This is a genomic window from Aurantimonas coralicida DSM 14790, assembly GCF_000421645.1.
GTDB classification, from domain to species: domain Bacteria; phylum Pseudomonadota; class Alphaproteobacteria; order Rhizobiales; family Rhizobiaceae; genus Aurantimonas; species Aurantimonas coralicida.
This window is the reverse complement of the sequence record NZ_ATXK01000019.1, coordinates 1-23684: the sequence shown is the minus strand read 5'-3', so window position 1 is coordinate 23684 and position 23684 is coordinate 1. Positions and strand designations below refer to the sequence as shown.

The window sequence follows — 23684 nt, the reverse complement described above, 5'->3', positions numbered from 1 at the left end:
GTATCCATCCGGTGTGAGCCGCGGCGGTCTCGGTTTGCTGTGTTATCCTGACCGCGTGGAGATCGATAACGACAAGATCGATGATGCTGTCCTGGCACTTTTGTGGTTGACGCTGCACGGCAATCGGCGTGCCTGGAAGAGTTTTGACTGGGAAGTGACCGACCGTTTGCATCGGAAGGGAATGATCACTGACCCGGCGAACAAGGCAAAATCGGTGATGCTAACGGATGAGGGTCATCGGCGATCGGAAGACCTTTTCCGGGAGCTGTTTACGCGGCCGACGCCATGATCTCCTGACGGGGTGGCCAGTTCCAGGGCAGGAGTTCGTGGAGCCGAGTTTGGGGGATGTCGGCGATGCGCGCGAGGACGTCGGCGAGCCAGGCCTGCGGATCGATATCGTTCAGCTTGGCCGTCGCAATCAGCGTCAGCATGAAGGCGCAGCGATCGGCGCCGCGATCGGAACCGGCAAAGAGCCATGACTTGCGGCCGAGAGCCAGGCCGCGGATCGCGCGTTCCGCCGCGTTGTTCGTCAGGCAGATCCGGCCGTCGATGGTGAAGCGGGCAAAGCTGTCCCAGCGTGTCAGCATGTAGTCCATGGCCTTGGCGACCGGCGCGTGGCGCGACAGGCGCGCCCGCTCGATGCGCATCCAGTCCTCCAGATCGGCCAGAACGGCCACGCTTCGCTCCTGCCGGACAGCCAGGCGCTCTTTGGCAGGGCAGCCGTTCACCTCGCGTTCGATGTCGAACAGCGCGTCAATGCGCTTGACCGCTTCCAGTGCCAGCGGCGAGATCGGCGCTGCGTTCTTTCCTCGCCGGGCGCTTTTGGCGATGTCGGCGAGTTCGAAGAACTTCCGTCTCGAATGAGCCCAACAGAGCGCTTCCGTCACCGGAGTGGGACTTCGGCTTGCCTCATAAAGCCGGCCATAGCCGGGATAGGCGTCGGCCTGGAGGATCCCGCCATAGCCGGTGAGATGGCGTTCGGGATGCTCGGCCGTGCGGTCGCGCGAGGCGTAAAACAGGGCCGCCGGCGGTGCCTGTCCGCCGAAAGGCCGATCGTCGCGAACATAGACCCAGACCCGACCGGTCGCTGTCTTGCCCTTGGCCAGGATCGGCACGGTGGTATCGTCGCCATGCAGCCGCTCGGCGGCAAGAATGTGCCGCTCGATGAGGTCGTGAAGCGGGCGCAGGGCATCGACGCAAGCGCCGACCTGATCGGCGAGCGTCGACAGGCTGAGGTCGATCCCCTCGCGGGCGTAGCGGTCGGACTGGCGGTTCAGCGGCTGATGTTGCCCGAACTTCTCGAACAGGATCATCGCCAGGAGGTTTGGTCCGAGGAAGCCCCGCGGCGTCGTGTGGAACGGCGCTGGCGGCTGGGTGATCGTCTCGCACTCCCGGCAGGTGAACTTCTCGCGGACGGTCTGGATCACCTTCCATTGGCGTGGGATCACCTCCAGCGTCTCGGTGACGTCCTCGCCGAGCTTCGACAGCTTTGCCGAGCCGCAGCACGGACACGAAGTTGGCGCCTCGATCACCACCCGCTCCCTCGGCAGATGCTCGGGGAAAGGCTTCTTCGAGGGGCGCTTGCGGTTGAAGGCCTGAACGTTCGTCGTCTTCGCCGCGGCCCGTTCGGCGGCAAGCTCGTCCTCGGTGGCAGTGGCCTGGGCATCCTCGAGCTGCATCTCGAGCTGGTCGAGGAGACGGGCCTTGCGCTCCGAACGCGTCCCATAGAGTTCGCGCTTGAGCTTCTCGATCTCAAGCGTCAGATGCGCGATCAGGGCTTCGGCGTCCGAGGCCTTCGCCTTTCTGCGGGCCACTTCGGCTTCCGCCCGATCGGCACGCCGTTCGGCCGCCGCGAGGGCGGCCTTCAAAGCGGCGATATCATCTGGCGCGGCGGCCATGGCGGAAAATCCGAAGCAGTTCGTGACAAAGCCGATTCTGCCACAGACCCCCTGCAACACAAGGAGTTTATGCTATCCGACCGCGCTCGGGCGCCAGGTTCTCTGGGGATGGCGCCAGTCGATCCCTTCAAGCAGGTAGCCGAGCTGCGCCGGTGAGATCGTCACCGTTCCGTCGGCCGGTGACGGCCAGATAAAGCGCCCCCGTTCGAGCCGCTTCGTGAACAGACAGGCGCCCTGTCCGTCGTGCCAGATCACCTTGATCAGATCGCCGCGGCGACCGCGAAAGACCACGACATGGCCGTCGTTTGGATCCCGCTTCAGCGTCTCCTGGACCAACAGCGACAATCCGGGAAAGCCCTTGCGCATGTCGGTATGGCCAGTCGCCAGCCATACCCGAACGCCGCTCGGAACCGGGATCATCGACGACGGTCCACGACATCGAGAATGCGGCCGAGCGCCTCAACATCGATACCTGCGTCAACACGGATCGTGCGACCGCCGGAAAGCTCGATCTCGATCCGGTCCGACGCACGGCGCCGTCCCGTCTTCGCCCGTGCCGGAAAGTCGTGAGACGGTGCGGACGTCGGCGTCGGAATGGCAACTGTCACCGGAACCAACGCAGGCGGTTGAGGCCTCCGCGTCTCACAGAGCTGCTTTCTCCACCGAAATAGCTGGCTCGTATGGAGACCCGCCGAACGAGCCACTTGCGATGCCGTCACACCGGGCTCGAACGATGCCGCGACCAGCCGCTCCTTCTCCTCACGGCTCCAACGACGGCGGCTTCCGCCCCCGCCGGTAATCACCTCGAACTTTGCTATCGTCATAGTGCTGCTCCTAGGATTATTCCTAGGACTTCACCGATACGGCGAACGCTGTGAAGGCGGTACACCGCGTGGGCTTACGTCTTCTGCGACAGGGCTCCCTTTGTTCTGACCGTCCGGTGCCGGACCGTGGCGAAGACGCTCTCGATGGGGTTCGAGGTCCGCAAATGGTCCCAGTGCTCGGCCGGAAAGTCGAAGAAGGCCAGGAGCGCGTCGCGGTCCTTAGTCAGGCATTCGACAGCCTTGGGATATTTGGCGCCGTACTTCTCGGCGAAGACCGCGATGGCCGCTTCGGCACTCGCCCGTTCCGGCGCGTCCCGCACCTCGCGCAAGTCCGTCTTCATGTTCGGCTGAACCGACTTCGGGACCCTATTGAGGATGTTGAGGAGCTTGTGTTGCCAGCATCGCTGGTGGCGCGTTCCGGGGAATATCTCCTCGAGCGCTTTCCAGAAGCCGAGTGCTCCGTCGCCGACGGCGATCTCGGGCGCGGCGGCGAGACCGCGTGCTTTCAGGTCGACGAGCAGTTCGCGCCAGCTCTGCGCACTCTCGCGGACACCGACCTGGAAGCCGACGAGTTCTTTCTTGCCTTCGGGCGTGGCGCCGACGATGACGAGCATGCAAGCGGCATCATCCTCCATCCGTGCCTGAAGATAGACCCGTCGGCCCAGATGTAGACGGAGCGCCGGGCCGACAGATCGCGCCGCTGCCAGCGATCGTATTCGTCCGTCCATTCGTCCATTAGGCGTGCGATCACTGACGGCGACAGGTTCGGGGCGTCCCTTCCCATCAGCGCAGCAAGGGCCTCTTGGAAATCGCCGGTCGAGATGCCGCGCAGGTAGAGAACCGGCAGCAGGGCATCGAGGCTCTTCGTTCGCCGTGCCCACTTCGGCAAGATCGCCGAGGTGAACGTGATGCGGTCGGCGCCTTCGCCGGACCCGTCACCAGCATTGCCGCCGCGGTCGCGAACCTTCGCTCGCTGAACCGGCACCGGGCCGATGCCCGTCTGGATGGTTCGCTCCGGGCCATGGCCGTGGCGGACGAAACGAGCCCGGCCGTCAGAAAGCCGCTCCTCCTGCATCGCAGCCAGGAATACCTCGGCTTCCGCCTCGATCGCTTCTGCGAGCAACCGGCGGGCCCCATCGCGCAGCACCGAGGTAAGGGGATCCTCGATCGCGTCGGGATGTCGAAATGCGGAAACGGTGGTATCCGTCGTCATAGGCGTATCGCTCCTCTGGAGGTTCGGGCAGGCTTCAACAACCGCCCCGATACGCCGCCTTTCTCAAACCGTCATCACCCAGTTTCCGCCATAGCTCCTTGCCCCGCGCTGCCTGCTCGAGCGCTTGGCTCGTTCATGCAGACAAGCGCACGGTTTGGGCTACTATCTCAGGGGCTGTTCGGCATACCAGGCGGCGACGGCATCGATCTGCTCCTCCGTCAAATTCTTTGCGATCTCGGCCATGATATGCGCGTACTCCGTGCCACCGCGCTTGTCCTCCTTAAAGAGTTGGAGGTGTTCGGCAAGGTACCATTCCGGCTGGCCCGACAAGTAAGGATAGCGCGAGTTCTTCTCGCGGCCCGCCGTTCCGTGGCAGCTCTGGCACGAAGGGACCTTGCGCGCCGGATGGCCCTCCAGCGCGATGCGGCGGCCGAGATCCAGAAGCTCCTCCCGCCCGTCCGGGGGGCCGGCGGCGGCGGCCGATGGGACGGCAAAGGACAGCACATCCGCGTCGCCCTCCAGCCGTCCGGCTTCGTCCTGCCAGCTGACGTCCGGAGCGCTAGCTGGCTCGTTCCTTTCGACGGCCGGAGATTCCGTCCCGTCAGAGCCCTGGTCTGTCGGGATCGCTGTTGCAAGCGGGGTGCTGGGCCGCGCCAAGCGCTCCTGTTCCGCCTGCCGCCTGGCGCCGGCTACTGCCGGCCCCGCCGGAGGCTGGCTCGAATACCATTGCGCCAGCCTGGCCAGCATCGCCTCGTCATAGCGCTTGGCGGGCGGCTGCATGAAGCCGCTGTGGCGGATGCCGAAGGCAAAGGCCTGCAAGGTCGCGAAGAGATAGGGCTCCGGCTGACCGGCGATCACCGGAAAGGCGTCCTCCGTCGCCCCTTCGCCGCGGCCGAGCCCGTCGCGGCTGTGGCAGCGGGCGCAATCGTCGAGCGCGTTCTGGAAGATGCCGTCGAGCGCGGCCGTAGTTTCGCCGCCGGCTTCCAGTCGGTCCTGGCCCCGCGCGCCCAGCGCCAGCTCGGCATAAGTCTCCGCATCCATGCTTGGCAGCGCGCGCAGGAATGCGACCTGCGCCCAAACCTCGTCGTCGCGCGCCTGTGTCGGCCAAGCCGGCATGCCGGAATATTTGATGCCGTGCTTGACGATCCAGAACAACTCCTCGTTGCTCCAATCGCCCAGGGCCTCCTCCAGGCGCGGCGGGGCGGGCGTCATTTCCTCCACAACCGGCGACTGCGGCACTCCGGGCCCGCCGTGACACGCGGCGCAGCCAGTCGCGAAGTGGCCGGCCGCACGCTGGATCAGCGCCGGATCGTCGAGATCGAGATCCTTGGGTATCCTGACGAGCACCGACTGCGTTTCGACGGCGTTCTCCATCGTCCAGCCCAGGAACCAGCGCGTGACCGCAAAATGTCCGGACGAGGCGGCGATCGAGACCAAGCCGGAGAAGCTGATGGCGAGCGCGGCGAAGATGGCGGCCAGAGTTGCAAGGGCGACCTTCTTCCAGGTCAGGACGAAGTCGATGCGCATCAGCTGTTCCCTTCCGGCGCTGGCGGCGGCTCGCGCAGGATCGAGGCGAGCAGAGCGAGGCCCCCGGCGAGATACACCAATCCGCCGACGATCAGCATGATGACGCCGCCAAGCTGCTGGTCCTCCAGCGGCGTCAGGCTGGCGGCGGGCGAGCAGAGTTCGGCACAGGCATAGAGCGGGCGGGGAGCGAGCAGCAGGAGCGCCCCCAGCAGCGTCATGTGCATGGAGGTCACCAGGAGGACACCGACCCCAGCTGCCCGCGACGCCAGCCGCCCCGCGCCGGCTGCGCCGATTGCACTCAGCCAGACCAGGAGGCCGGCCGAGAGGAACGAGCCTTGCTCCAGAACGAAGACACCGGTGCGCAGGCGCGCCGCGTCGTGGAGTGCCGGCGCGTGCCAGGCCCACACCGCCGCGAACTCGTAAAATGACGCGGCGAGCGCCAGGCCCGGCGATACGGCGGACAGGAGCTTTGGAAATGCTCGCAACAGGCCGATCGCCAGCAGCGGCGAGGCGACGGCAACGACCCCCATATGCATGACCATATGCGAGGCGAAGGAGCCTCGGGCGCGCTCCGGCAGAGGCCCGAGCCAGAGAAAGACGAGCAGAAGGAGGCCGAGCGCCAGCGGCCAGAGGGGGGGCCTAAAGGCCCGCAGGGCGCCAGCTTGGCCCACGGAAGAGATGCGTGCGATGACGCTCATCGGCAGTCTCCGATCAGCAGCACCGGCAGGGTATCGAAGATCACCGCCACGAAGGACAGGCTGGCGAGCAGCAGGGTGGAGAACTCCAGGAACCGCTCGCGGCTCAGGTCCGTGTCTCGGTCGTGGCGGAACCCGCCGCCATGGTGGCGCCATTCGCGCCAGGAACGCCGCAGCACCAGGCCGATCAGCACGAGCGAAACGAGCGTGACCATGCCGACGGCGACGCGGGTGCCACCGATCGGCTCGAATATCTGCGCGTTGGGGGCGCATTCGAAGGCGGCGAGCACGTAGGCGAAGAGGAAGTGAAACGCCCAGACGGTCGGCGCAGCGATCAGGGTCCAGAGCGTGTCGCGGGTTTGGCGGTCGGTCTCCATCGCCCAACCTCCTCAGACCGCCAGCGGGAACAGGGCGACCGTCGCCACGGTGATGAGGGCGGTGCCCAGCATGAAGTGCCAGTAGAGCGCGACATTGGCGATATCGATGTCGTAGACCGGCGTCAGCCGGCCGGCCAGCGAGCGCGCCAGGCAGTAGGCGAGCATCAGGGCACCTACCGCCGCATGGACCGCGGTCCATATCGCCAGGACCCAGACCGTTGCGGGATAAACATGGGCGGCAGGGTCGAGGCCCGTCGTGTAAGGCCCCCACACGAGTGCGGCCCCGGCGAGGAGGGAGATGACGGCCCCCCCGCCCATCAGCGCGCGAGCCGTGCCGATGTTCCCCGCGCTGTTGGAGCGATGCGCAAGCCGGGCCGCGGCCCAGGCAGCAAGGAAGAGAGCGAGCGAAACGGCGGGCCAGAACACGCCGGGACCTTCCATCACCGGTGGCGGAAAATCCTCATGAATGGTGAAGAAGAAATAGTAGCCGAAGACGAGAGACAGGAACGCGGTGGCGTCGCCGGTCATGGTGATGAACATCGCCCACCAGCCGACGGATTTGGGGCCGGAGACATAGAGCGGCAGCTTGAGATCGAGCCCTACGTCCTTTTCGGGCTTTTCTGGAATGATGGCGGTGCCGCGCCAGAGCCAGACCATGATCGAGACGGTGGAGAGGACCATGGCCACGACCGTGGCGTACCAGTAGTGGAAGGTCGCGAGGATGAAGACGGCGCCGGTGAGGGCCGCGGCGATCATCGGCATGAAGCTCGGGCCGGGCACCCGCAGGCACTGCTCGGGCCTACCGTCCAGCACCGAGGTTACCATGGTCTCGCGCTTCATCTCCTCGGCGTCGGGCATGTAGAAGCGGCCCTTGTCATGATCATCGACGAAGTTCGGCTGGTCCCAGAGCGGGTAGCGCGTGCTGACGAGCGGCACCGAGCGCACCCCCCAGTTCTCGCTCGGCATGTTCGCCAGCCATTCGAGCGTGCCGGCGTTCCACGGATTACGCTTGGCGTAAGGCTCCTTGCCGCGCGGGCGCAGCACGTCCCAGACCACTGTCAGGACGCCGGCGGCGAAGACGAAGGCCCCAACCGTGGAAATGAGGTTGGGAAGGCCGAGGCCGAGCGCCTCGGGATAGGTCCAGACGCGCCGCGGCATGCCTGCCAGTCCCGAAAAGTGCATGGGGAAGAAGGCGACGTTGAAGCCGACGAACATCAGCCAGAAGGCTAGTCTGCCGAGCCGATCGGAGAGCTTGCGCCCACCCACCATCGGCCAGAAGTAATAGATGCCCGCGACGAGGGGAAAGAGCATACCGCCGATCAGCACGTAATGGAGATGGGCGACTATGAAGTAGGTGTCGTGCGCCTGCCAGTCGAATGGCGCCAGCGCCACCATCACGCCGGTCAGTCCGCCGATCACGAAGATGGCGAGCGCCCCGGAGGCGAACAGCATCGGCACCGAAAAGATCACGCGGCCGGTCAGGCAGGTTGCCAGGAACACGAAGATCTGCACGCCCGTTGGGATCGCCACCGCCTCGGAGGCGGCGGAGAAGAAACCGAGCGAGATCGCCGGCAGGCCCGTCGTGTACATGTGGTGGACCCACAGGCCGAAGGAGATGAAGCCGGTGCCGACGGCGGCGAGCACGATCCAGGAATAGCCTAGGATCGGGCGCTGGGCGAAGGTCGGCACGATCATCGCCAGGAGCGCGATCGCCGGCAGGAACACGATGTAGACCTCCGGATGGCCGAAGATCCAGAACAGGTGCTGCCACAGGATCGGGTCGCCGCCTCGCGTCGGGTCGAAGAATGGCCAATCGAACAGGCGTTCCAGCTCGAACAGGATGTCGCCGGCGATCAGCGGCGGGAAGGCGAAGAGGATCATCCCGGCGACGACCAGCACGTACCAGCCATAGAGCGGCATCAGATTGAGCCGCATGCCGGGCGGCCGGCATTTGAGCGTGCCGACGATCAGCTCCACCGCTGCGGCGATGGAGGCGATCTCGATGAAGGAGAGACCCAGGAGCCAGATGTCCGGCCCGTAGCCGGGGGTGAAGCGCTCCTGGGTGGTCAGCGGCGGATACATGAACCAGCCGCCGGTTGGCGCCTGGCCGAAGAAGATCGAACCGCAGACGAAGACGCCGCCGATCACGAAGCACCAGAAGCCGAAGGCCGACAGGCGCGGGAACGGCAGGTCGCGCGCGCCGAGCATCTGCGGCAGGATGATGATCGCCACCGCCTCGAAGATCGGCACGGCGAACAGGAACATCATCACCGTGCCGTGCAGCGTGTAGACCTGGTTGTAGACGTTCGCGGTGAGGAAGTCGTTGTCGGGCGCGGAGAGCTGCACACGCATCATGAGGGCCAGCACGCCGGCGAACAGGAAAAAGAGGAAGGAAGCCGCCGTGTACCAGACGCCGACTTCCGTGTTGTTGACGGCCGACCAGTAGCGCCAGCCCTTCGGCGCCGCCCAGACCTTCTTGAGGCGGTCCTCCTGCTCGCGGCGGACTGCCTCATCCTCCTGGTCGCGGGTGCTGGCCGGGGGCACAGCCGTGCTCCACGTCGCCGAGGTATCCGCGGCGGACTCGTCCACGGCCGCGCCGTTCATCGTCGCGTCGCTCATTCGAGGCTCCCCAGCCATTCGGCTATTGCCGCAATGTCATCCTCGGGCAGCACTCCGAAGGACGGCATCTCGACGCCGGGCTTGATATGATCGGTCGAGCGGATGAAGGCAGCGATGTTCTCTTCCGTCGTCGGCAGGAGACCGGCCGCAAGAGTCCTGCGACCGGCGACATGCGTGAGATCTGGCCCGACAGATCCGTTAGCCTGCGTCCCCCTCACGGTATGGCAGGCACTGCAACCGTTTTCTAGGAAGAGGTCGAGACCGGGATGCTCTGTGATAGCCGCCGGCTCGGCTTGTGCCGCTACATAGGCGGCGTAATCTTCCGCCGAGACAGCCACGACGCGAAAGCCCATCTGGGCGTGAGCGTCGCCGCAGAACTCGGCGCAGACGCCGTTATAGATGCCCGGCTTCGTCGGTTCGAGCACGAGGCGGTTCACCCGTCCGGGGATCGCGTCCATCTTCCCGGCGAGCGACGGGACCCAGAAGGAGTGGATGACGTCCGGGCTGCCGAGCAGGATCTCGGTGCGTTCGCCGACGGGAATCCAGATCTCGTTGGTGCTTGGAATTCCCCCTCGCGGAAGGTTGCGCACCACGCCCGGCTCGCCCTCCACATTGTAGGCGACGCGCCACCAGAAGCGTTCGCCCGAGACCGCGATCGTCGGGCCATCGGCGGTCCGGCGCAGCTCCGGCATCATCTTCAGGCCCCAGACCAGAAGGGCGGCCAAGACGACGGTCGGAAACACGCATCCGCCCCAGATGATGAGGCGCACGCCAATCTTGTCGCTGAAGCCCTGCGGCCGGGCGCGGGTCGCGAAATAGCTCAAGGCCATCACGAAGGTCCAGATGACGGCCGCGCCGGTGAGCATGACCCAAAACAGGTCGAGTACGCGCTCGGCCTCCGTGCCCGCTGTGTCGAGCGCCGATTGCGGACTGGTGCAGCCGGTCAAGGAGACAACTGGAAGGAATAAGCCTGCGTGAATGATGCTCGCGATGCCGCGTGTCAGCCTTCGTCTTTCTGATCTGCTCGAAATTGCCCGGTCCCCCGCATTCCGGCTGCGTACGCCGCGCTTCCTGATTGGTTGAGGATTCTACATCCTCCACTAACTGGAAGAGCAAGAGGGAAATTTAACGAGCCGACGCGATCAGGGCGATATCTCCGACGGGAGCGGCATTTCGAGCCAGGCCACTTTCCGAGCCAAAGGCAACGATACGCGAGAGCTCTTGCTCCTCCAGCCGCTAGAGGCTCTACGTTCTGACTTGATGAAAGGGAACGGGGCCGCGGCATCTCACTCTCGCCAATGAACTGCCAAGCCGTAAAGGTCATAGGCCTCTCCGCTCACCGTGTCTTGGGAGCGGTGGCTTGATTTGTCTAGCCGGGTAAGCAGGCGGCCGATCTGCCGTTATGCGCGGCCGCCGGCGAGATCGGCGGTCGCATCAGCTTCATCGCTACACAGCTGGGCCCGACGCTTTGCTTCCTCAACCATAAATCGCCGGGACCGCTTCTCTCAGATCTCATCCTCTTTATCGGACCGATAGCTTTCTCCCCAGAGTTCGTGGAGCTATGGCGCGGCGGCTTCTATCTTCACAATCCTCCTTTGGATCCACTATTCCTCGCAGCTCGTACTGTCCGGGGCCGAGATTACCAAGGCCTATGCCGAAGCGCGGGCCGGTAGCAGCAAGGGAAGCGATCGGTCGCAGCACACCGCTTGACGCAGGTGCCGATTTCAGAAACCAAATGGCCCGGCAGTGAGCCGCCGGTTTATCGCGCAGTTTGCCCCGGCAGAGCTGTCGCGAGCGCAGCGCGTACGGGAGCCAGTCAGGATGTAATCTCGCGCACGTCAGGGGGCGGGTTCCTGCTCTTGGAGCGCTTGGTGCCGCTCAGCGGCCTTCACGCACCCACTCGAGGGCTTCATCTGCGCCCCCAATATCGAACCATCGCATATCGGCGGAGGTCAGGAACTTCACGAGCTCGGTGCCTAACTCCATCCACTCACGGCTTCCGACGACCGCGACGCGGCTGAAATCGTTCCGGTGAGCAGCATCCATCTTCAGGTCCTCCAGCGCGGCCGATAGATCCTCGTAGCCCGCGAAATTTCCAAGATCAACAACAAGACCGGGCTTGGGCGTCGAAGCGATACGGTCATGTAGAAGCGCATGCATGCGCTTCAGGTCGTCTTGGCTGAGCTTGCCCTCGCAGACTAATCCGAGGACGGCGTCATCCTGTTCAAGCGTTTCCGTGAACATGGCTCTCTTCCTTCTCGTGGCTTGATCCGTGACCATAGAGGTCGGCGTCCCAGTGAGCATGGCCGGCGCGTTCGAATTCGAGGGTCGAGTGTGAGATGTCGAATTTTTCCTTCACGACTTGTTTAATGGCGCTCTTGATGTCCTCGAGCCGCTCCAGGTCGGAGTCGGCGATGACCACATGGGTGTCTACGGCAGCCTCGTGCTCCTCCATCTGCCAGAAGTGCACGTGATTGACTTCGGCAACGCCCTTGACGTTCGATATTGCCTCGATGACGGCATCGGTGTCGATGTCGGGAGGGCTGCCCAACATCAGCGTGCGGATGACGCTGCCGATTTCGGTGAAGGCCAGGTAGAGGATGTAGAGCGCGATGCCGATTGTGATCGCGGAATCGACCCATCGCATGTCATAGAGGAGGATGAGCGCGCCGCCGACGATCACCGCCACCGAGGCCAGCGCGTCGGATAAATTGTGCAGGAAGAGCGCGCGGATGTTCACGCTGCCCTTCTGCATCGAGTAGGTCAGCATCGCCGTCAGAGTATCCACCGCCAGCGCCACGCCCCCAAGGATCACCACCGTCCACCCCGCGACCGGGGGTGGGTCGATCATTCGCATCCCGCCCTCATAGATCAGGTAGAAGCCGACCAGGATGAGGGTGGTGTAATTGATCAGCGCCGCCACGATCTCGATGCGACCGTAGCCGAAGGTCATCCGCGCGTCCGCTGGCCTGCGGGCGATCTTGCGCGCGCCGAATGCGATGACCAGCGACGCCATATCGGAAAAGTTGTGAAGCGCATCAGCGACGAGAGCGAGGCTGCCGGAGAGAATTCCGCCGACGATCTGCGCGACAGTCAGGATCCCATTGGCCCAGATCGCGATCGCCACGCGCTTGTCGCCGGATTTGGCGTCGATGTGGGCGTGGCCGTGATCGTGGGGCATCGGAATCCTCCTTTTTGCTGAAGTTAGGTAGGCTGCTGTTACCCGCCGCCCAGCACGGTTTGAAGGCCGGCGGAGATGAGCACGAAGAGCGTGAAGCCGCCGACGACGGCGAGGCTCGACGCGCGCGTGTCGCCAGCCGCCTCGTGGGCCTCGCTCATGATGTCCTCGACCGCAGCCACCGTCAGCAGCCCCGCAACGAAGCTCAGCGCGACATATTTGGCGGCATCTGGCGCGTCGCGGAGCAGGAACCAGGCGATCAGCGCCGCGGCGAGGCAGTAGAGGGGAAAGGAGAGCGAGACCAGGATGCGCCTAGCGCGGGGCACCTCCTTCTCGCGCAGATTGGCGACGACCGAGTAGCCTTCCGGGAAGTCGGCCAGCAACTGCCCCGCGGCAAGGACGATGGCGAGCGACGGGGACACCGCCGAGCCCGATCCGATCATCACGCCATCACCGCTGAGATCGACGGCGACCGCGACGTAGATCATCCACATGGCGCCGCCGCCCGTCTTCTCCTGCGACTTCCCCTCAACGAGCGCCTCCGTCCCGACGTAGGCGAGGCCTCCTGCGGCGAAAGCCAGGGCGATCCACCAGCCGGCGAGGTTCTGCAGCGCCTCGGGCATGAGCTCGATCGCCACCACCCCTATGACGATGCCCGAAGCCGCATGCAGCGCCACATTCAGCAGCCGCGGCGTCGTTCGGACAAACTCCGCCACCATGCCGCCCGCAAGATTGCCGAGGCCGGGAAGGAGCGCGAGACCGATGACCAGCCACACGTTGTTCATGCCTACCTCCGTGGTCTAGCCAGCAGTGCCGGGCTGGCCGCGGATGCTACCGGCGTTCACTCTCGTCGCGCGGATTGCTTCAGCCGGCCCGGGCGATGTCGCTAAGCTGTCCAACTCTGTAGTCTGTGGCCCGGTTTACTCCAGGTTTTACGGAAGGCGAGGGCAGTAGGCTGGCTTGGGCGGTGGTGTGCCTAACCTAGACCCGCAGCCGATCCTCTTGCCCGCCGGGAAACGGCGCAGAGCATGACATCGTAGGGCAGAGGAGCTCAAGCGGAAGCTCACTACCCGGCACCAGCTCGACTGCGGACGCCGGCTTGACCACGTTCGCGAGGTCGAGATCGTCTCGCAAGACGTTAATGCAAAAAGCGCATCAGGCGCCCTCTGATAACACGCAGATGTATCGGCAGACGCTTTCCGCGGGCTATGCGAAGCCCGCGGGACCGCTGCGGACGATGATGGGCGTGGGGGTTGCGACGCGATCGTAGAGGTCGATGACATCCTGATTCATCAGTCGGACGCAACCGCTGGAAACCGCCTTCCCTATGGTCCAGTACTCGGGCGTGCCATGGAGACGATAAAGCGTGTCCTCGCCGTTCTGGAAGATGTAGAGCGCACGCGCACCAAGTGGATTATCCAGCCCGGGCGGCTGGCCGCCGTTCTCCGCGCTGTAGCGTTCGAGCTCAGGCTGACGCGCTATCATCTCGGCGGGAGGCGTCCATGTGGGCCATCGCCGCTTCCACTGGATGACGCCCTCACCCGACCATGTGAATCCCTGACGGCCAAGACCGACGCCGTACCTCATCGCCTTGCCGTCCGGGCGAACAAGATAGAGGAAGTACGAACGCGTATCGACGACGACAGTGCCCGGCCGTTCGCCCGTCGGGTCATCGACGAGCTGGCGGTAGAAGCGCTGATCGACTTTGGTGAGATCCACGGCCGGGACCGGAAAGTCTTCCTCCGGCATAGCCCGGTACATGGATAGGTAATAAGGATCGACCGGCGGTTCGGCAGGTGCCGGCGGGACGGCCGTTGTGGTGGTGGTGCAGCCTGGCAGGGCGAGTGCGCCGGCTGTCGCTGCGGCAAACGTCAGGAATTGCCGACGAGACGGATTATTTGGGATTAATGTCAAAGCTACGCTCACAACGCGGGTGATAATCATCGCTTCCGTAGGAACCGACCGCTGGAGGCGAACAGAGATTGTTTCCGCTGGGTACAGATGTCCCCAGGAACCCATCTTCCGAGATGCTCGGTGGCTCGCCTGCCGTTCCTGCCTGCCTGGCCTGTCGGGGCGGTGGGACGATGATCGAAATGAATGCGAGCGAGACCTTGTGTTGGGGGCTGTCGACCCGCGATGCACCGGCCTGCAGAACGCATTGGCCCTGCCGGCTGATCAATCCATGGCACTGGTCGTGACCCTCGGTTAGGCTAGGCGATCGGGGCGAGGTCTTGCCGCTGTCTTCGCTTGATCGGTCATTGCTGCCGCCGATCTCGGACAGGGCTTCTAGTGCGGAGAGCGATTGCGGCGCCTCTCCCACTCCAGCGGCCGATGGATTCCCCGCGTGAAAGAAAACGACAAAAGCCACGAGGAGGACGAGTAGAACCCGGATCACTCGTCTATTCCTGAGGCGAATGTGGATCAGCGAGCGCCGCATCAGGGCGGCTGATGGGGACGGATGTCAGCGACGTCTTCTTGGCAAGCGCTTCCTCGCCAATCCGTTGGAGAAGCTTCCTGAAAGTGGGATGCATGCCACCATCGGCGTACGCATGGGCCGAAAACGCAGAGCCATTCGCGATCAGTTGCTCCGCGGCTGCGAAATCAGTCTCGGTTCTGCTTGCGACAAGTGGGTCTGCCGAGTTGGCGGAAGGCGGGCATGCCGCCAGCGGGTCTCTCGGCTCGCCTCCCTCGAACTCGGTGTCGAAAATATAGCGGCCGCTGCAATAGGAAACCTTGGGTTGCCGTCGGCTTACCTCAAAGAGGTCATATCCGCGCTTCAGGTCGGTCCAGAAGGCAAAATTCGGGTCGTCGCGGTTCTTTGCGAGGTTTTGCGGCGTCAATCGGAACGGAAAAGCCTGGACCTGGAACGCAGTCTGACCGCCCTTAAGCGCTTCGCGGGCGACGGCATAGATTTCTGCAACGCCTTCATCCGTCAGCGCGTAGCATCCTGATGACGAGCAGGCACCATGAACCATAAGTGCTTCGCCCGTATAGCCGAGCGCCGCCTCGAGTCGATTGGGATAGCCGAAGTTGAAAGATAGGTAGTACTGTGAATTCGGGTTCATCATGCCAGCGCTGACATGATAGAATCCCTCCGGCGCCTGACGATCTCCATCCCGCTTCTTCGGACCCAGTTTTCCGGACCATCGGCACATCGGATATGTCTTCAACAACGCGAACTGGCCGCCGCGATCACGCTTCCAAATCTCCAACTCGCTTTCCTGCTTGAAGATCCGGATCAGGATCGGTGCGGATGGGGACATCGATTTCCGCGACATCTCGGCGGTGAGCGCTGCGGGAACAGGCTGGATTGCCTTGCCGTCGATCTCCAGCACGGTGGAAACGCATGCGGTCGACATAAGGGCGAGGGCCCCGATCCCCGCCATCCTGATCGCTTGCAGCATTCTGTAGATCCCGTGTTCCGCTCGCGCAGTTCCACCTGCGTTTAGGCATTCCGCCTAGCTTTGCCCTGACATGGTTAAGAAGAGGTTGTCGCCAAACTATGTCGAACGGCTTCCACGCTTGGATCAGAGTTCGAATTCGACCCTCCCGGTGCGCTGTTGCCTCTCCTCACCATCCTCGGCGACCTCGCGTGGCGTGCTTCGCCGCCGATCGCGGCCGCTTCCGGACCGATCAGCGCCGCTGGCGCCCTGCCATACTCTCGCCTTCGAGCACCCGTTTACCAATCATTAGGGTTAACAGATGATGATTGACCCGTGCTTCATTGGGGACTGGGGGATGTCACATGAAAAGCGGCCGAAACAACATACAGCCGTGGATTTGATTTGCAGGTCCGGTTGGTTGTCACCCGCGCTGTCGTGCTCGGGTTCATTTCGTGTGGCCTGGTTCTCGTTTCGAGTGAGCAAACGACGTTTAGAGAAGGACCAGAATCTGAGAGCAGCGCGACAATTCTAGGCCGAGATTTGGCGGCCGTTGCCACTTCCAGAGAGGCTAGGGCGGTCAGTCAGGTCCTCGAAGTTCCAGCGTCGAAGGGAGAGAGGCATCCCAAGGCCGCCGAAGAACAGAGGCCTAGGCCAGAAGCAGGCGCTCCGGCCGCAACAGCGAGTGCTGCAGAGAGGCCGCGGCGCCCGTCTCGAGTTCCGGCGATCGCAACCTCCAGAGCTTTCACTGGAAAGGGTGGTCGTGTTCTCGTTGCCGCGACTTCCAGTCGGTCGAACTCTTCTGGCTCGGCACAACGTGAATCTATTCTGCGGGCGGAACTTAGGATCGGAGATGAGCAACTACGCACGTCGCTCGCCGGGCCCGAATCGACTGAAGGTCGGTTCCGTACCGCCGCGATCTTCCGTTCACGTTATCCCGATCTCCAGCCCCTTGAGGAGAAGTATAGGGCAGTCGACTGGCAATTGCCGTCTCGGTTTGACGATCTTGCGGGAAATGCTGCCGATGAGACGGACGATCTCTTAACGGTTGCCTACGCGCCCGCGGTCAGACCGGAGTTCTCGCTTTTCGATCACGTTCTCGGTGAGCCGAAGAGAAGCTTCGTGCCGCCGCTCGGATCAGAGGACCATTCCTGGGTCGCAACGCCGCTGCCCGCTTCCGCCTTCGCTGAGGACGAGCAGACATGCCTTGCCAATGGCATCTACTTCGAGGCGCGCGGCGAAGAGGAGGAGGGTCAGGCCGCCGTCGCGCAGGTCATCCTCAACCGTGTCCGCAATCCAGCCTATCCCGACACCATCTGCGGGGTCGTCTACCAGAACCAGAGTTGGAAGAACCGCTGCCAATTCTCTTTCGCCTGTGATGGCATCGAGGATCGAATCACCGATCGCCGCGCCTATGCGACAGCCGAGCTGATCGGCCACAAGGTCAGCAACGGGGAGATCTGGCTTTCGAGCGTCGGCTCCGCGACCAATTACCACGCAACCTATGTCAACCCGCGGTGGGCCCAGGCCATGAAGCGGGTCGACAAGATCGGGCGCCACATCTTTTATCGAACCTTCAATGGCGGCTGGGATTGAAGGCCGCTCCCTGTCCAATCCTGTAGCAGCTTGCGAGGCCTCTGGCGCTTTCGCTCTCCGCTCCTAGCGGAGGGGGACAAGACGCGAGGAAATCGCTACAGCATTCATGCCGAAGCCGGCAATGACGTTTGAAGCTTGTGGCCTTATCGCTCGACGCCATCCTCATCTCATCCTCCGCCCCGGTAAGTCTGTCCTACCCGGTATGCAGAAGCTGGGTGACTCGGCTCTCGAAAAAGGTCGCCTCGCATGACGTCTCTTGGCTTTCTCCGCGCACGCTGAACCGCACTTCGCAATCTGGCGCTTGGATCGTCACTGCCGTTGTTGCTGCCGAGTTGATGCCACAGGCGCTCGGTGGTTCGGCACCGCCTCGGAACGACACATCTAGCCGTAGCTCTCGCACCGATGGACGCCGCAGGCCGTCTCCCGCAGTAGCCCCTCGACGAGCACAAGCAGATCGTCCAGGCGAGGATCGCTCAGGCGGTAGTGAACAAAGCGCCCGCGCTGCTCCCCGGTGACGAGGCCGCATTCGCTGAGGCACCGCAGATGGTTTGATGCGTTCGACTGCGACAGGCCGGTCAAAGCGACGATCTCGCCCACGGACAGGGGTCCTGCGCGCAAAGCGTCGAGGATCGACAGCCGCGAGGCATCAGCCAGCCCCCGAAACAGCTTGGTCCGGAGGGCAACGGCCGGAGCATCGACCCGCTCGATCAGTTCAGCAACGCTCGACATATCAGCCACGGATGATATATAGTCCTTCTTGATCAAGGATGATGGCCATGAGTGTAGCAGCTTCAACGAATGATGCCGAGACGGCGCGCTACTGCGTCACCGGCATGGATTGCCCCTCCTGCGCGGCTAAGATCGAGAAGGCGGTGCGCTCGGCCGGGGTCGACGAGGTGAAGGTTTCGACCGCCACGCAGGTCATGACCTTGCGCGTGGACGATCCCGCAACGCGCCTTCCTGAAGTCGAACGCGCCGTCACCGGCATCGGCTACCGGCTTGACCGTCTGGATAGACCGGAAACCGACGCCGAGGGCGATACCGACGATCTGCCTAAGGATCTCTCCCACATTACCCCGGCCTACAAACGGGCGCTGTGGATCGTGGTGGCGCTAAACGTCGGCTACGGCATCGTCGAAATGTTCGGCGGATTCCTCTCCGGTTCGCAGGCGCTCAAGGCCGACGCGCTCGACTTCTTGGGTGACGGACTGATAACTTTCCTTGGAATCCTCGCGATCGGCTGGAGCATCGTCTGGCGCGCCCGCTCCGCCCTCATCCAGGGACTGTTCCTTGGCGCCCTCGGTATCGGGGTTCTCGCCAATACGGTCTATCGCGTGCTCGTGCAGCAGCAGCCGGAAGCCGAGCTGATGGGCTTGTTTGCGGTGATCGCGCTCGTGGTCAACGTCATCGCTGTTCTTCCGCTGCTACCGCACCGGACGGGAGACGCCAATGTCCGCGCCGTCTGGCTGTTCTCGCGCAACGACGCGATCGGCAACGCCGCCGTGGTCGTTGCGGCGGGACTGGTGGCCTGGACGGCCTCGCCCTGGCCGGATCTGGTCGTGGCCGTCATCATCGCCGGGCTGTTTCTGCAATCCTCTTGGTCGATCATCCGTGACGCCCGGAGCGATCTGCGCGAAACCTCGTCGGCTTCGGCTCGTGCACCTGCATGAGAGAGAGCCCAAGCAGCGAAAACCTCGCGGATCGAACATCCCCCATCCGTAGAGTCCGAGCCGTCTGCCTGGGGGAAGCATGAGCACATGGATCTGGGCAGCCGTGCTGGTGGCTGCCGTCTTCGCCGCAGAATGGGGCTCGGATCATCTCGCCGAGCCCCTTCGCAGGCTGCGCAAGCAATGGGGACTGTCGGCCGCGGCGGGGGGCTCGCTGATCGGGATCGCCACCGCAAGTCCTGAGGTCGGCGTGAACATCACCAGCGCCGTGCGGGATGTGTCCGACATCGGGTTGGGGGCGATGCTCGGCTCGACCGCCATCGGCATTCCGGCGCTCGTCTCGGTCGGCTATCTTGCAACGCGCAAGCGCGACATTCCCGACGATCCGGGTCATCAGAGGCATCTCCGGGAGCATCTGCTGCGCGTTGATCCGAGCGCAGTGACCGTGCAGGCGCTCCCGTATCTCGGCATCCTGGCGCTCGCCGCCGTTCTGATCCTTCCCTCGCCATGGCAGGGCTTGCAGCCGATCGACGGCTGGATTCTGTTCGCCGCCTATATCGCCTATGCCGGTCAGGCGTTCCTTCGCGGCCGCGTTGAGGCCGAACAGGTCGAATGGTCGCGGAAGGGGATCTGGCTGGCGGTGGCCGGTGTCGGGGTTCTCGCGCTCGGCGCCTACTTCACCGTCATCTCGACGCAGAACCTGGTCAAGGCGTTCGGCATCTCATCAATCATCGGCGGCCTGTTCATCACTGCGCCTTTGGCAGCCCTCCCGGAAATCTTCGCCTCGTGGAAGCTTTCCCGCAGCGGCCAGATCACGCCGGCGCTCACCAACATCATCGGCGATCACGCCGTGACCATGACGGTCGGCTTTCTGCCTCTGGCGCTTGTCGGGACGCCGATCGACAATTTCCGGCTGGTCTGGGTAAGCTTCGTCTTCGTTGGTCTGATGCCCCTGCTTTATGCCGCGTTCATCCGCTGGGGAGGGCCAGAGCCAGGCTTCCGCCGCTGGCAAGTGCTGACCCTGCTGGGCACCTACTTCGTCTATGTCGGCGTGGTGGTGGTCTGGGTTCTGGAGCTGGTTTGATGGAAGTCTCCAGCATTGGGATTGCGACGGCCTTCGCCGCCGGCGTCGTGTCCTTTCTGTCCCCTTGCGTGCTACCGCTGGTGCCCGGCTACGTCTCCTATGTCGCCGGGCGCACAATCAGCCCGGACGGGTTCACAACCGAGACCGGCTTCACGGCAGCAGTTCGGACCTTCGGCCTGAGCCTCTGCTTCGTGCTGGGGTTCTCGACCGTGTTCGTCCTACTGGGCGCCAGTGCGACGGCCATGAGCGGGCTCCTTCGCACGCATCTCTACGAGGCGAACCTGATCGGGGGCGCGATCGTCATCGTCTTCGGCCTGTTCACGACGGGTCTCGTGCCGATGCCCTGGCTTGACCGTGACCTGAGGGTCCATGCGAGCCCGAGCAGCGCCGGTCCCTGGGCTGCCTATCTCCTCGGCCTGGCCTTCGCCTTCGGCTGGACCCCGTGCATTGGACCGGTGCTGGGCGCGATCCTGACGCTGTCGGCCGCTAATGCGACAGCCGGAAGCGGAACCGCCTTGCTGGCCGTTTATTCCCTCGGTCTGGGCCTGCCCTTCATCCTGGCCGCGCTCTTCATGCGCGGGTTCATGGCGAAAATGAAGGCCATGCGTCGAACCGGTCGTGTCCTGAAGATCGTGGCAGGCGGGGTGATGATGTTGATGGGCATCGCCATGATCACCGGTCACCTCACTCGCTTTGCGTTTTGGCTTCTCGCGATCTTCCCCGCCCTCGGCCAGATCGGCTGAGCTGATTATCTAAGGAGCACTTCCGCGGCATGCTCAAGCTCGGCCTTCCTTTCACCCTTCTCAGCTTCCTCCTCGATCAGGCGACGAAGTGGTGGATCCTGAACCACGTCATGGATCCGCCGCGGGTCATCCCCGTCACCGGCTTCTTCAATCTCGTGCTAGGCTTTAACACCGGCGTGAGCTTCGGTTTGTTCGGCGAAGCACCGGCTTGGCTCCTGATGGCGTTCATACTGCCGATGGTAGCGGGGCTCTTGGTTTGGATGACGCGCACCGACAGCCGCCTGACGGCAATCGCCCTCGGCCTCGTCGTGGGCGGTGCGTTTGGTAACCTGCTCGACCGGCTGAGGCATGGCGCGGTGACGGACTTTTTGGACTTCTACGTGGGCGCCTATCACTGGCCCGCATTCAATTTCGCCGACGTGGCGATCGTCAGCGGCGTCGCGTTGCTGCTCATCGAGAGTGTCTTGGCACGTGAAGAAACGAAGGCCGCAACGGATGCCTGAAGTCCCTCGCACCAGAATGCCGGATGCCACTCTGGCCCTCATCGATGATCCCTATCGATTCATCTCGAAGCGGTGCCGAAAGTTTGGGTCAGACCTGTTCGAAACGCGGCTGATGCTGCAAAGGGCAACCTGTATGACTGGCCCGGAAGCGGCCAGGCTCTTCTACGATGAAAGCCGATTCATCCGGCGTGGCGCCATGGTCGGGCGCATTCAGAAGACATTGCTCGGCAAAGGCGGCTTCTGCTTGGCCTCGAGGAGGTCGAGCAGGGCGTTGCGGCTGACGAAGCGGCCAAGGAGACCGCGGCTCCGGCACTGCGGACGGAGCGCGCCGCAACACGCCGGGCGAACCGGGGCTCGCTGCCTGCCCATCTGCCGCGGATCGAGACCGTCGTCGACATCGAGGACAAGACCTGCCCATGCTGCCGGCATGCCCTGCATGTCATTGGCGAGGACGTCGCCGAACGCCTCGACATCGTTCCTGCCCAGTTCCGCGTGCTCGTCACCCGCCGCCCACGCTACGGCTGCCGATCCTGCGAAGGGATCGTGGTCCAGGCGCCGGCACCGGCGCGATTGATCGAGGGTGGCATTCCCACCGAGGCGACGGTCGCCCAGGTGCTCGTGTCCAAATATGCCGACCATCTGCCGCTCTATCGTCAGGCGCAGATCTACGCCCGCCAAGGTGTCCATCTCGACCGCTCGACCCTGGCCGACTGGGTCGGCCGGGCAGCGTTCCTGCTCCGACCCGTCCACGAGCGGCTGCTGGGCCACCTGAAGGCGTCGACCAAGCTGTTTGCTGATGAGACCACCGCACCGGTTCTCGATCCTGGCCGAGGACGGACGAAGACCGGCCAGCTCTTCGCCTATGCCCGGGACGATCGTCCCTTCGGCGGCGATGATCCGCCTGCCGTCGCCTATGTCTACGCGCCCGACCGCAAGGCCGAGCGACCCATCGCTCATCTCCAGGGATTTGCCGGGGTTCTCCAGGTCGACGGCTATGGCGGCTACAGGGTGCTGGCCAGAAGGGTGACGTCCGGCTCGCCTTCTGCTGGTCGCACGTCCGTCGCCGCTTCTACGAACTGGCCGCAGCCGGTCCCGCGCCGATCGCCGCTGAGGTGCTGGAGCGCATCGCCGCCCTCTACAGGATCGAGGCGGAGATCCGGGGGCGATCTGCTGACGCGCGCCATCTCGCACGCCAGGAAAGAAGCCTGCCGATCCTCGACGCGCTGGAGCCGTTCCTGCGCGAGAAGCTTCAGCTCATCAGCCAGAAGACCAAGCTCGCCGAGGCGATCCGCTACGCGCTCTCACGCTGGGAGGGCCTTTGCCGCTTCGCCGGCGACGGCCGCATCGAGATCGACAATAACACCGTCGAGCGTTCCATACGCCCACTGGCGCTGACGCGGAAGAACGCCCTGTTCGCCGGCTCGGACGGCGGCGCCGGCCACTGGGCCGTCATTGCCTCGCTGATCGAGACCTGCAAGCTCAACGGGGTCGATCCCCAGGCCTACATGGCCGCCGTCATCACGTTGATCATCAAGGGACATCCCAACGCGCAATCGATGAGCTGATGCCGTGGCAGGTCAAGCCGTCCGACAGGCTCGCCGCCGTGGCCTGACAACGACGCTTACCGATGTCCTCTTCCAGCAGCAAGACCAATGGGCAAGAGCGGAAAACTTTTCGGCGGCCTTTCTCAACATTACCAAGCTGGCCGGTTTCACTCAGGAAACGTTCTCCGCCTGCCTGAACGACAAGGAATTGCAGCAGAAGATGGTCGCCGCGCAGAAGCGCGGACAAGAGATGGTTCGCGTGGACGCGACGCCAACATTCTTCGTGAACGGCGAAAAAATACGCTGGCTCGCTTGCGGCCAATCAGATGTCGGCGATAATTGAACCCATATTGTAGGATCTATCCTCGGAAGGAGCTTTTTCGACACACGCCGAAAACTCGGCGCTGGCGATCACTGCACTACCACCTCGGCTCCTACGCTCACGCGATCATACAGGTCGATTACATGCTCGTTGAGCATCCGAATGCAGCCGTTTGATACAGCCTTGCCGATCGAAGATGGCTCAGTCGTCCCGTGGATACGGTAGAGAGTATCTTGGCCGTTTCGATGAAGGTAAAGCGCCCGGGCACCCAAAGGGTTGCCGGGGCCGCCCTTTAGCCCTCCCGCGTATTTTGCATATTTCCCTGGTTCGCGCTTGATCATGTTTGGTGTCGGCGTCCAACGGGGCCATTCAGCCTTCCGGCCAACTACTGCCTGGCCGGAAAAGCTCAGTCCAGCTCGGCCTACGCCGATGCCGTAGCGCCGCGCGAAACCGTCTTCTTCCACCAGGTAAAGGAACCTCGCCTTCGGATCGACGACAATGGTTCCGGGTGTGA

At 63.7% G+C, this 23684-nt stretch carries 22 protein-coding genes and 2 pseudogenes; 8 read left to right on the top strand and 16 right to left on the bottom strand.

The window, feature by feature from the left end; all coding sequences use genetic code 11:
* Positions 1–55 precede the first annotated feature (55 nt).
* Positions 56–289 (top strand): DUF6429 family protein, encoded by a 234-nt coding sequence (locus tag H536_RS24025; RefSeq protein WP_035695345.1) that lies wholly within the window; start codon positions 56–58, stop codon positions 287–289.
* On the opposite strand, the gene tnpC (H536_RS0121555) is transcribed toward H536_RS24025, so the two are convergent.
* The 14 genes and pseudogenes from tnpC (H536_RS0121555) to H536_RS0121495 form a co-directional block, all read right to left on the bottom strand.
* Positions 270–1898, bottom strand: coding sequence for an IS66 family transposase (gene tnpC, locus H536_RS0121555; protein ID WP_024350967.1), 1629 nt, complete (start codon positions 1896–1898; stop codon positions 270–272). The two genes, H536_RS24025 and tnpC (H536_RS0121555), sit on opposite strands and share 20 nt — an antisense overlap.
* A 72-nt stretch (positions 1899–1970) precedes the next feature.
* On the bottom strand, positions 1971–2318 hold the full coding sequence (gene tnpB, locus H536_RS0121550; protein WP_024350968.1) for an IS66 family insertion sequence element accessory protein TnpB: 348 nt from the start codon (positions 2316–2318) through the stop codon (positions 1971–1973).
* Complete coding sequence (gene tnpA, locus H536_RS24020; RefSeq protein ID WP_081651925.1) at positions 2315–2722, bottom strand: IS66-like element accessory protein TnpA; 408 nt, start codon at positions 2720–2722, stop codon at positions 2315–2317. The genes tnpB and tnpA overlap by 4 nt, the downstream gene beginning before the upstream one ends.
* 77 nt (positions 2723–2799) lie before the next feature.
* A pseudogene (locus H536_RS22935) lies at positions 2800–3935 on the bottom strand (IS256 family transposase); the annotation flags it as partial.
* Between the two features lie 162 nt (positions 3936–4097).
* Entirely contained in the window at positions 4098–5462 is a 1365-nt protein-coding gene (locus H536_RS0121540) for a c-type cytochrome (protein WP_024352393.1), read from the bottom strand.
* Positions 5462–6160 carry a cytochrome c oxidase assembly protein gene (locus H536_RS0121535; RefSeq protein ID WP_024352392.1) on the bottom strand — a complete coding sequence of 233 codons (699 nt, stop codon included), beginning with the start codon at positions 6158–6160 and terminating at the stop codon, positions 5462–5464. The genes H536_RS0121540 and H536_RS0121535 overlap by 1 nt, the downstream gene beginning before the upstream one ends.
* Positions 6157–6534: a hypothetical protein gene (locus H536_RS0121530; RefSeq protein WP_024352391.1), complete on the bottom strand. Its 378-nt coding sequence runs from the start codon at positions 6532–6534 to the stop codon at positions 6157–6159. The genes H536_RS0121535 and H536_RS0121530 overlap by 4 nt, the downstream gene beginning before the upstream one ends.
* A gap of 12 nt (positions 6535–6546) precedes the next feature.
* Positions 6547–9153: a cytochrome c oxidase subunit I gene (gene ctaD, locus H536_RS0121525; RefSeq protein ID WP_024352390.1), complete on the bottom strand. Its 2607-nt coding sequence runs from the start codon at positions 9151–9153 to the stop codon at positions 6547–6549.
* A complete protein-coding gene (coxB, locus tag H536_RS0121520) occupies positions 9150–10100 on the bottom strand; it encodes a cytochrome c oxidase subunit II (protein ID WP_024352389.1) in 951 nt (316 codons plus the stop codon). The genes ctaD and coxB overlap by 4 nt, the downstream gene beginning before the upstream one ends.
* A 931-nt stretch (positions 10101–11031) precedes the next feature.
* Entirely contained in the window at positions 11032–11397 is a 366-nt protein-coding gene (locus H536_RS0121515; protein ID WP_024352388.1) for a SpoIIAA family protein, read from the bottom strand.
* Positions 11378–12334, bottom strand: a complete 957-nt coding sequence (locus tag H536_RS0121510; protein ID WP_024352387.1) for a cation diffusion facilitator family transporter — start codon at positions 12332–12334, stop codon at positions 11378–11380. The genes H536_RS0121515 and H536_RS0121510 overlap by 20 nt, the downstream gene beginning before the upstream one ends.
* A gap of 38 nt (positions 12335–12372) precedes the next feature.
* Positions 12373–13116, bottom strand: coding sequence for a ZIP family metal transporter (locus H536_RS0121505; RefSeq protein ID WP_024352386.1), 744 nt, complete (start codon positions 13114–13116; stop codon positions 12373–12375).
* A 421-nt stretch (positions 13117–13537) separates the two neighbouring features.
* Positions 13538–14275 carry a L,D-transpeptidase gene (locus H536_RS0121500; RefSeq protein ID WP_024352385.1) on the bottom strand — a complete coding sequence of 246 codons (738 nt, stop codon included), beginning with the start codon at positions 14273–14275 and terminating at the stop codon, positions 13538–13540.
* 455 nt (positions 14276–14730) lie between these two features.
* Positions 14731–15735, bottom strand: a complete 1005-nt coding sequence (locus tag H536_RS0121495) for a L,D-transpeptidase family protein (protein WP_155898586.1) — start codon at positions 15733–15735, stop codon at positions 14731–14733.
* A gap of 960 nt (positions 15736–16695) precedes the next feature.
* Between H536_RS0121495 and H536_RS25275 the strand changes: the two genes are divergently transcribed.
* Positions 16696–17307, top strand: coding sequence for a cell wall hydrolase (locus H536_RS25275; RefSeq protein ID WP_024352383.1), 612 nt, complete (start codon positions 16696–16698; stop codon positions 17305–17307).
* A gap of 381 nt (positions 17308–17688) precedes the next feature.
* On the opposite strand, the gene H536_RS0121485 is transcribed toward H536_RS25275, so the two are convergent.
* On the bottom strand, positions 17689–18072 hold the full coding sequence (locus H536_RS0121485) for an ArsR/SmtB family transcription factor (RefSeq protein ID WP_425304062.1): 384 nt from the start codon (positions 18070–18072) through the stop codon (positions 17689–17691).
* 11 nt (positions 18073–18083) lie between these two features.
* Here H536_RS0121485 and H536_RS0121480 point away from each other — a divergent pair, with 11 nt between their 5' ends.
* The 6 genes and pseudogenes from H536_RS0121480 to H536_RS22920 all read left to right on the top strand — a co-directional run bounded on the left by H536_RS0121480 (position 18084) and on the right by H536_RS22920 (position 23191).
* The gene (locus H536_RS0121480) at positions 18084–18977 is read left to right on the top strand and encodes a cation efflux transmembrane domain-containing protein (protein ID WP_155898585.1); all 894 of its coding nucleotides are present in this window, start codon (positions 18084–18086) and stop codon (positions 18975–18977) included.
* 79 nt (positions 18978–19056) lie between these two features.
* Positions 19057–20058: a sodium:calcium antiporter gene (locus H536_RS0121475; protein WP_024352380.1), complete on the top strand. Its 1002-nt coding sequence runs from the start codon at positions 19057–19059 to the stop codon at positions 20056–20058.
* The gene (locus H536_RS0121470; protein ID WP_024352379.1) at positions 20058–20801 is read left to right on the top strand and encodes a cytochrome c biogenesis CcdA family protein; all 744 of its coding nucleotides are present in this window, start codon (positions 20058–20060) and stop codon (positions 20799–20801) included. Before H536_RS0121475 ends, H536_RS0121470 begins: the two co-directional genes overlap by 1 nt.
* Before the next feature lie 29 nt (positions 20802–20830).
* Positions 20831–21304: a signal peptidase II gene (gene lspA / locus H536_RS0121465; RefSeq protein ID WP_024352378.1), complete on the top strand. Its 474-nt coding sequence runs from the start codon at positions 20831–20833 to the stop codon at positions 21302–21304.
* Between the two features lie 234 nt (positions 21305–21538).
* A pseudogene (tnpC, locus tag H536_RS22925) lies at positions 21539–22916 on the top strand (IS66 family transposase); the annotation flags it as partial.
* Positions 22874–23191 (top strand): DsbA family protein, encoded by a 318-nt coding sequence (locus H536_RS22920; RefSeq protein ID WP_024352375.1) that lies wholly within the window; start codon positions 22874–22876, stop codon positions 23189–23191. The pseudogene tnpC (H536_RS22925) and the gene H536_RS22920, both read left to right, overlap by 43 nt.
* 68 nt (positions 23192–23259) lie before the next feature.
* On the opposite strand, the gene H536_RS24005 is transcribed toward H536_RS22920, so the two are convergent.
* A partial coding sequence (locus H536_RS24005) for a L,D-transpeptidase (protein ID WP_155898584.1) occupies positions 23260–23684 on the bottom strand: 425 nt, incomplete at its 5' end.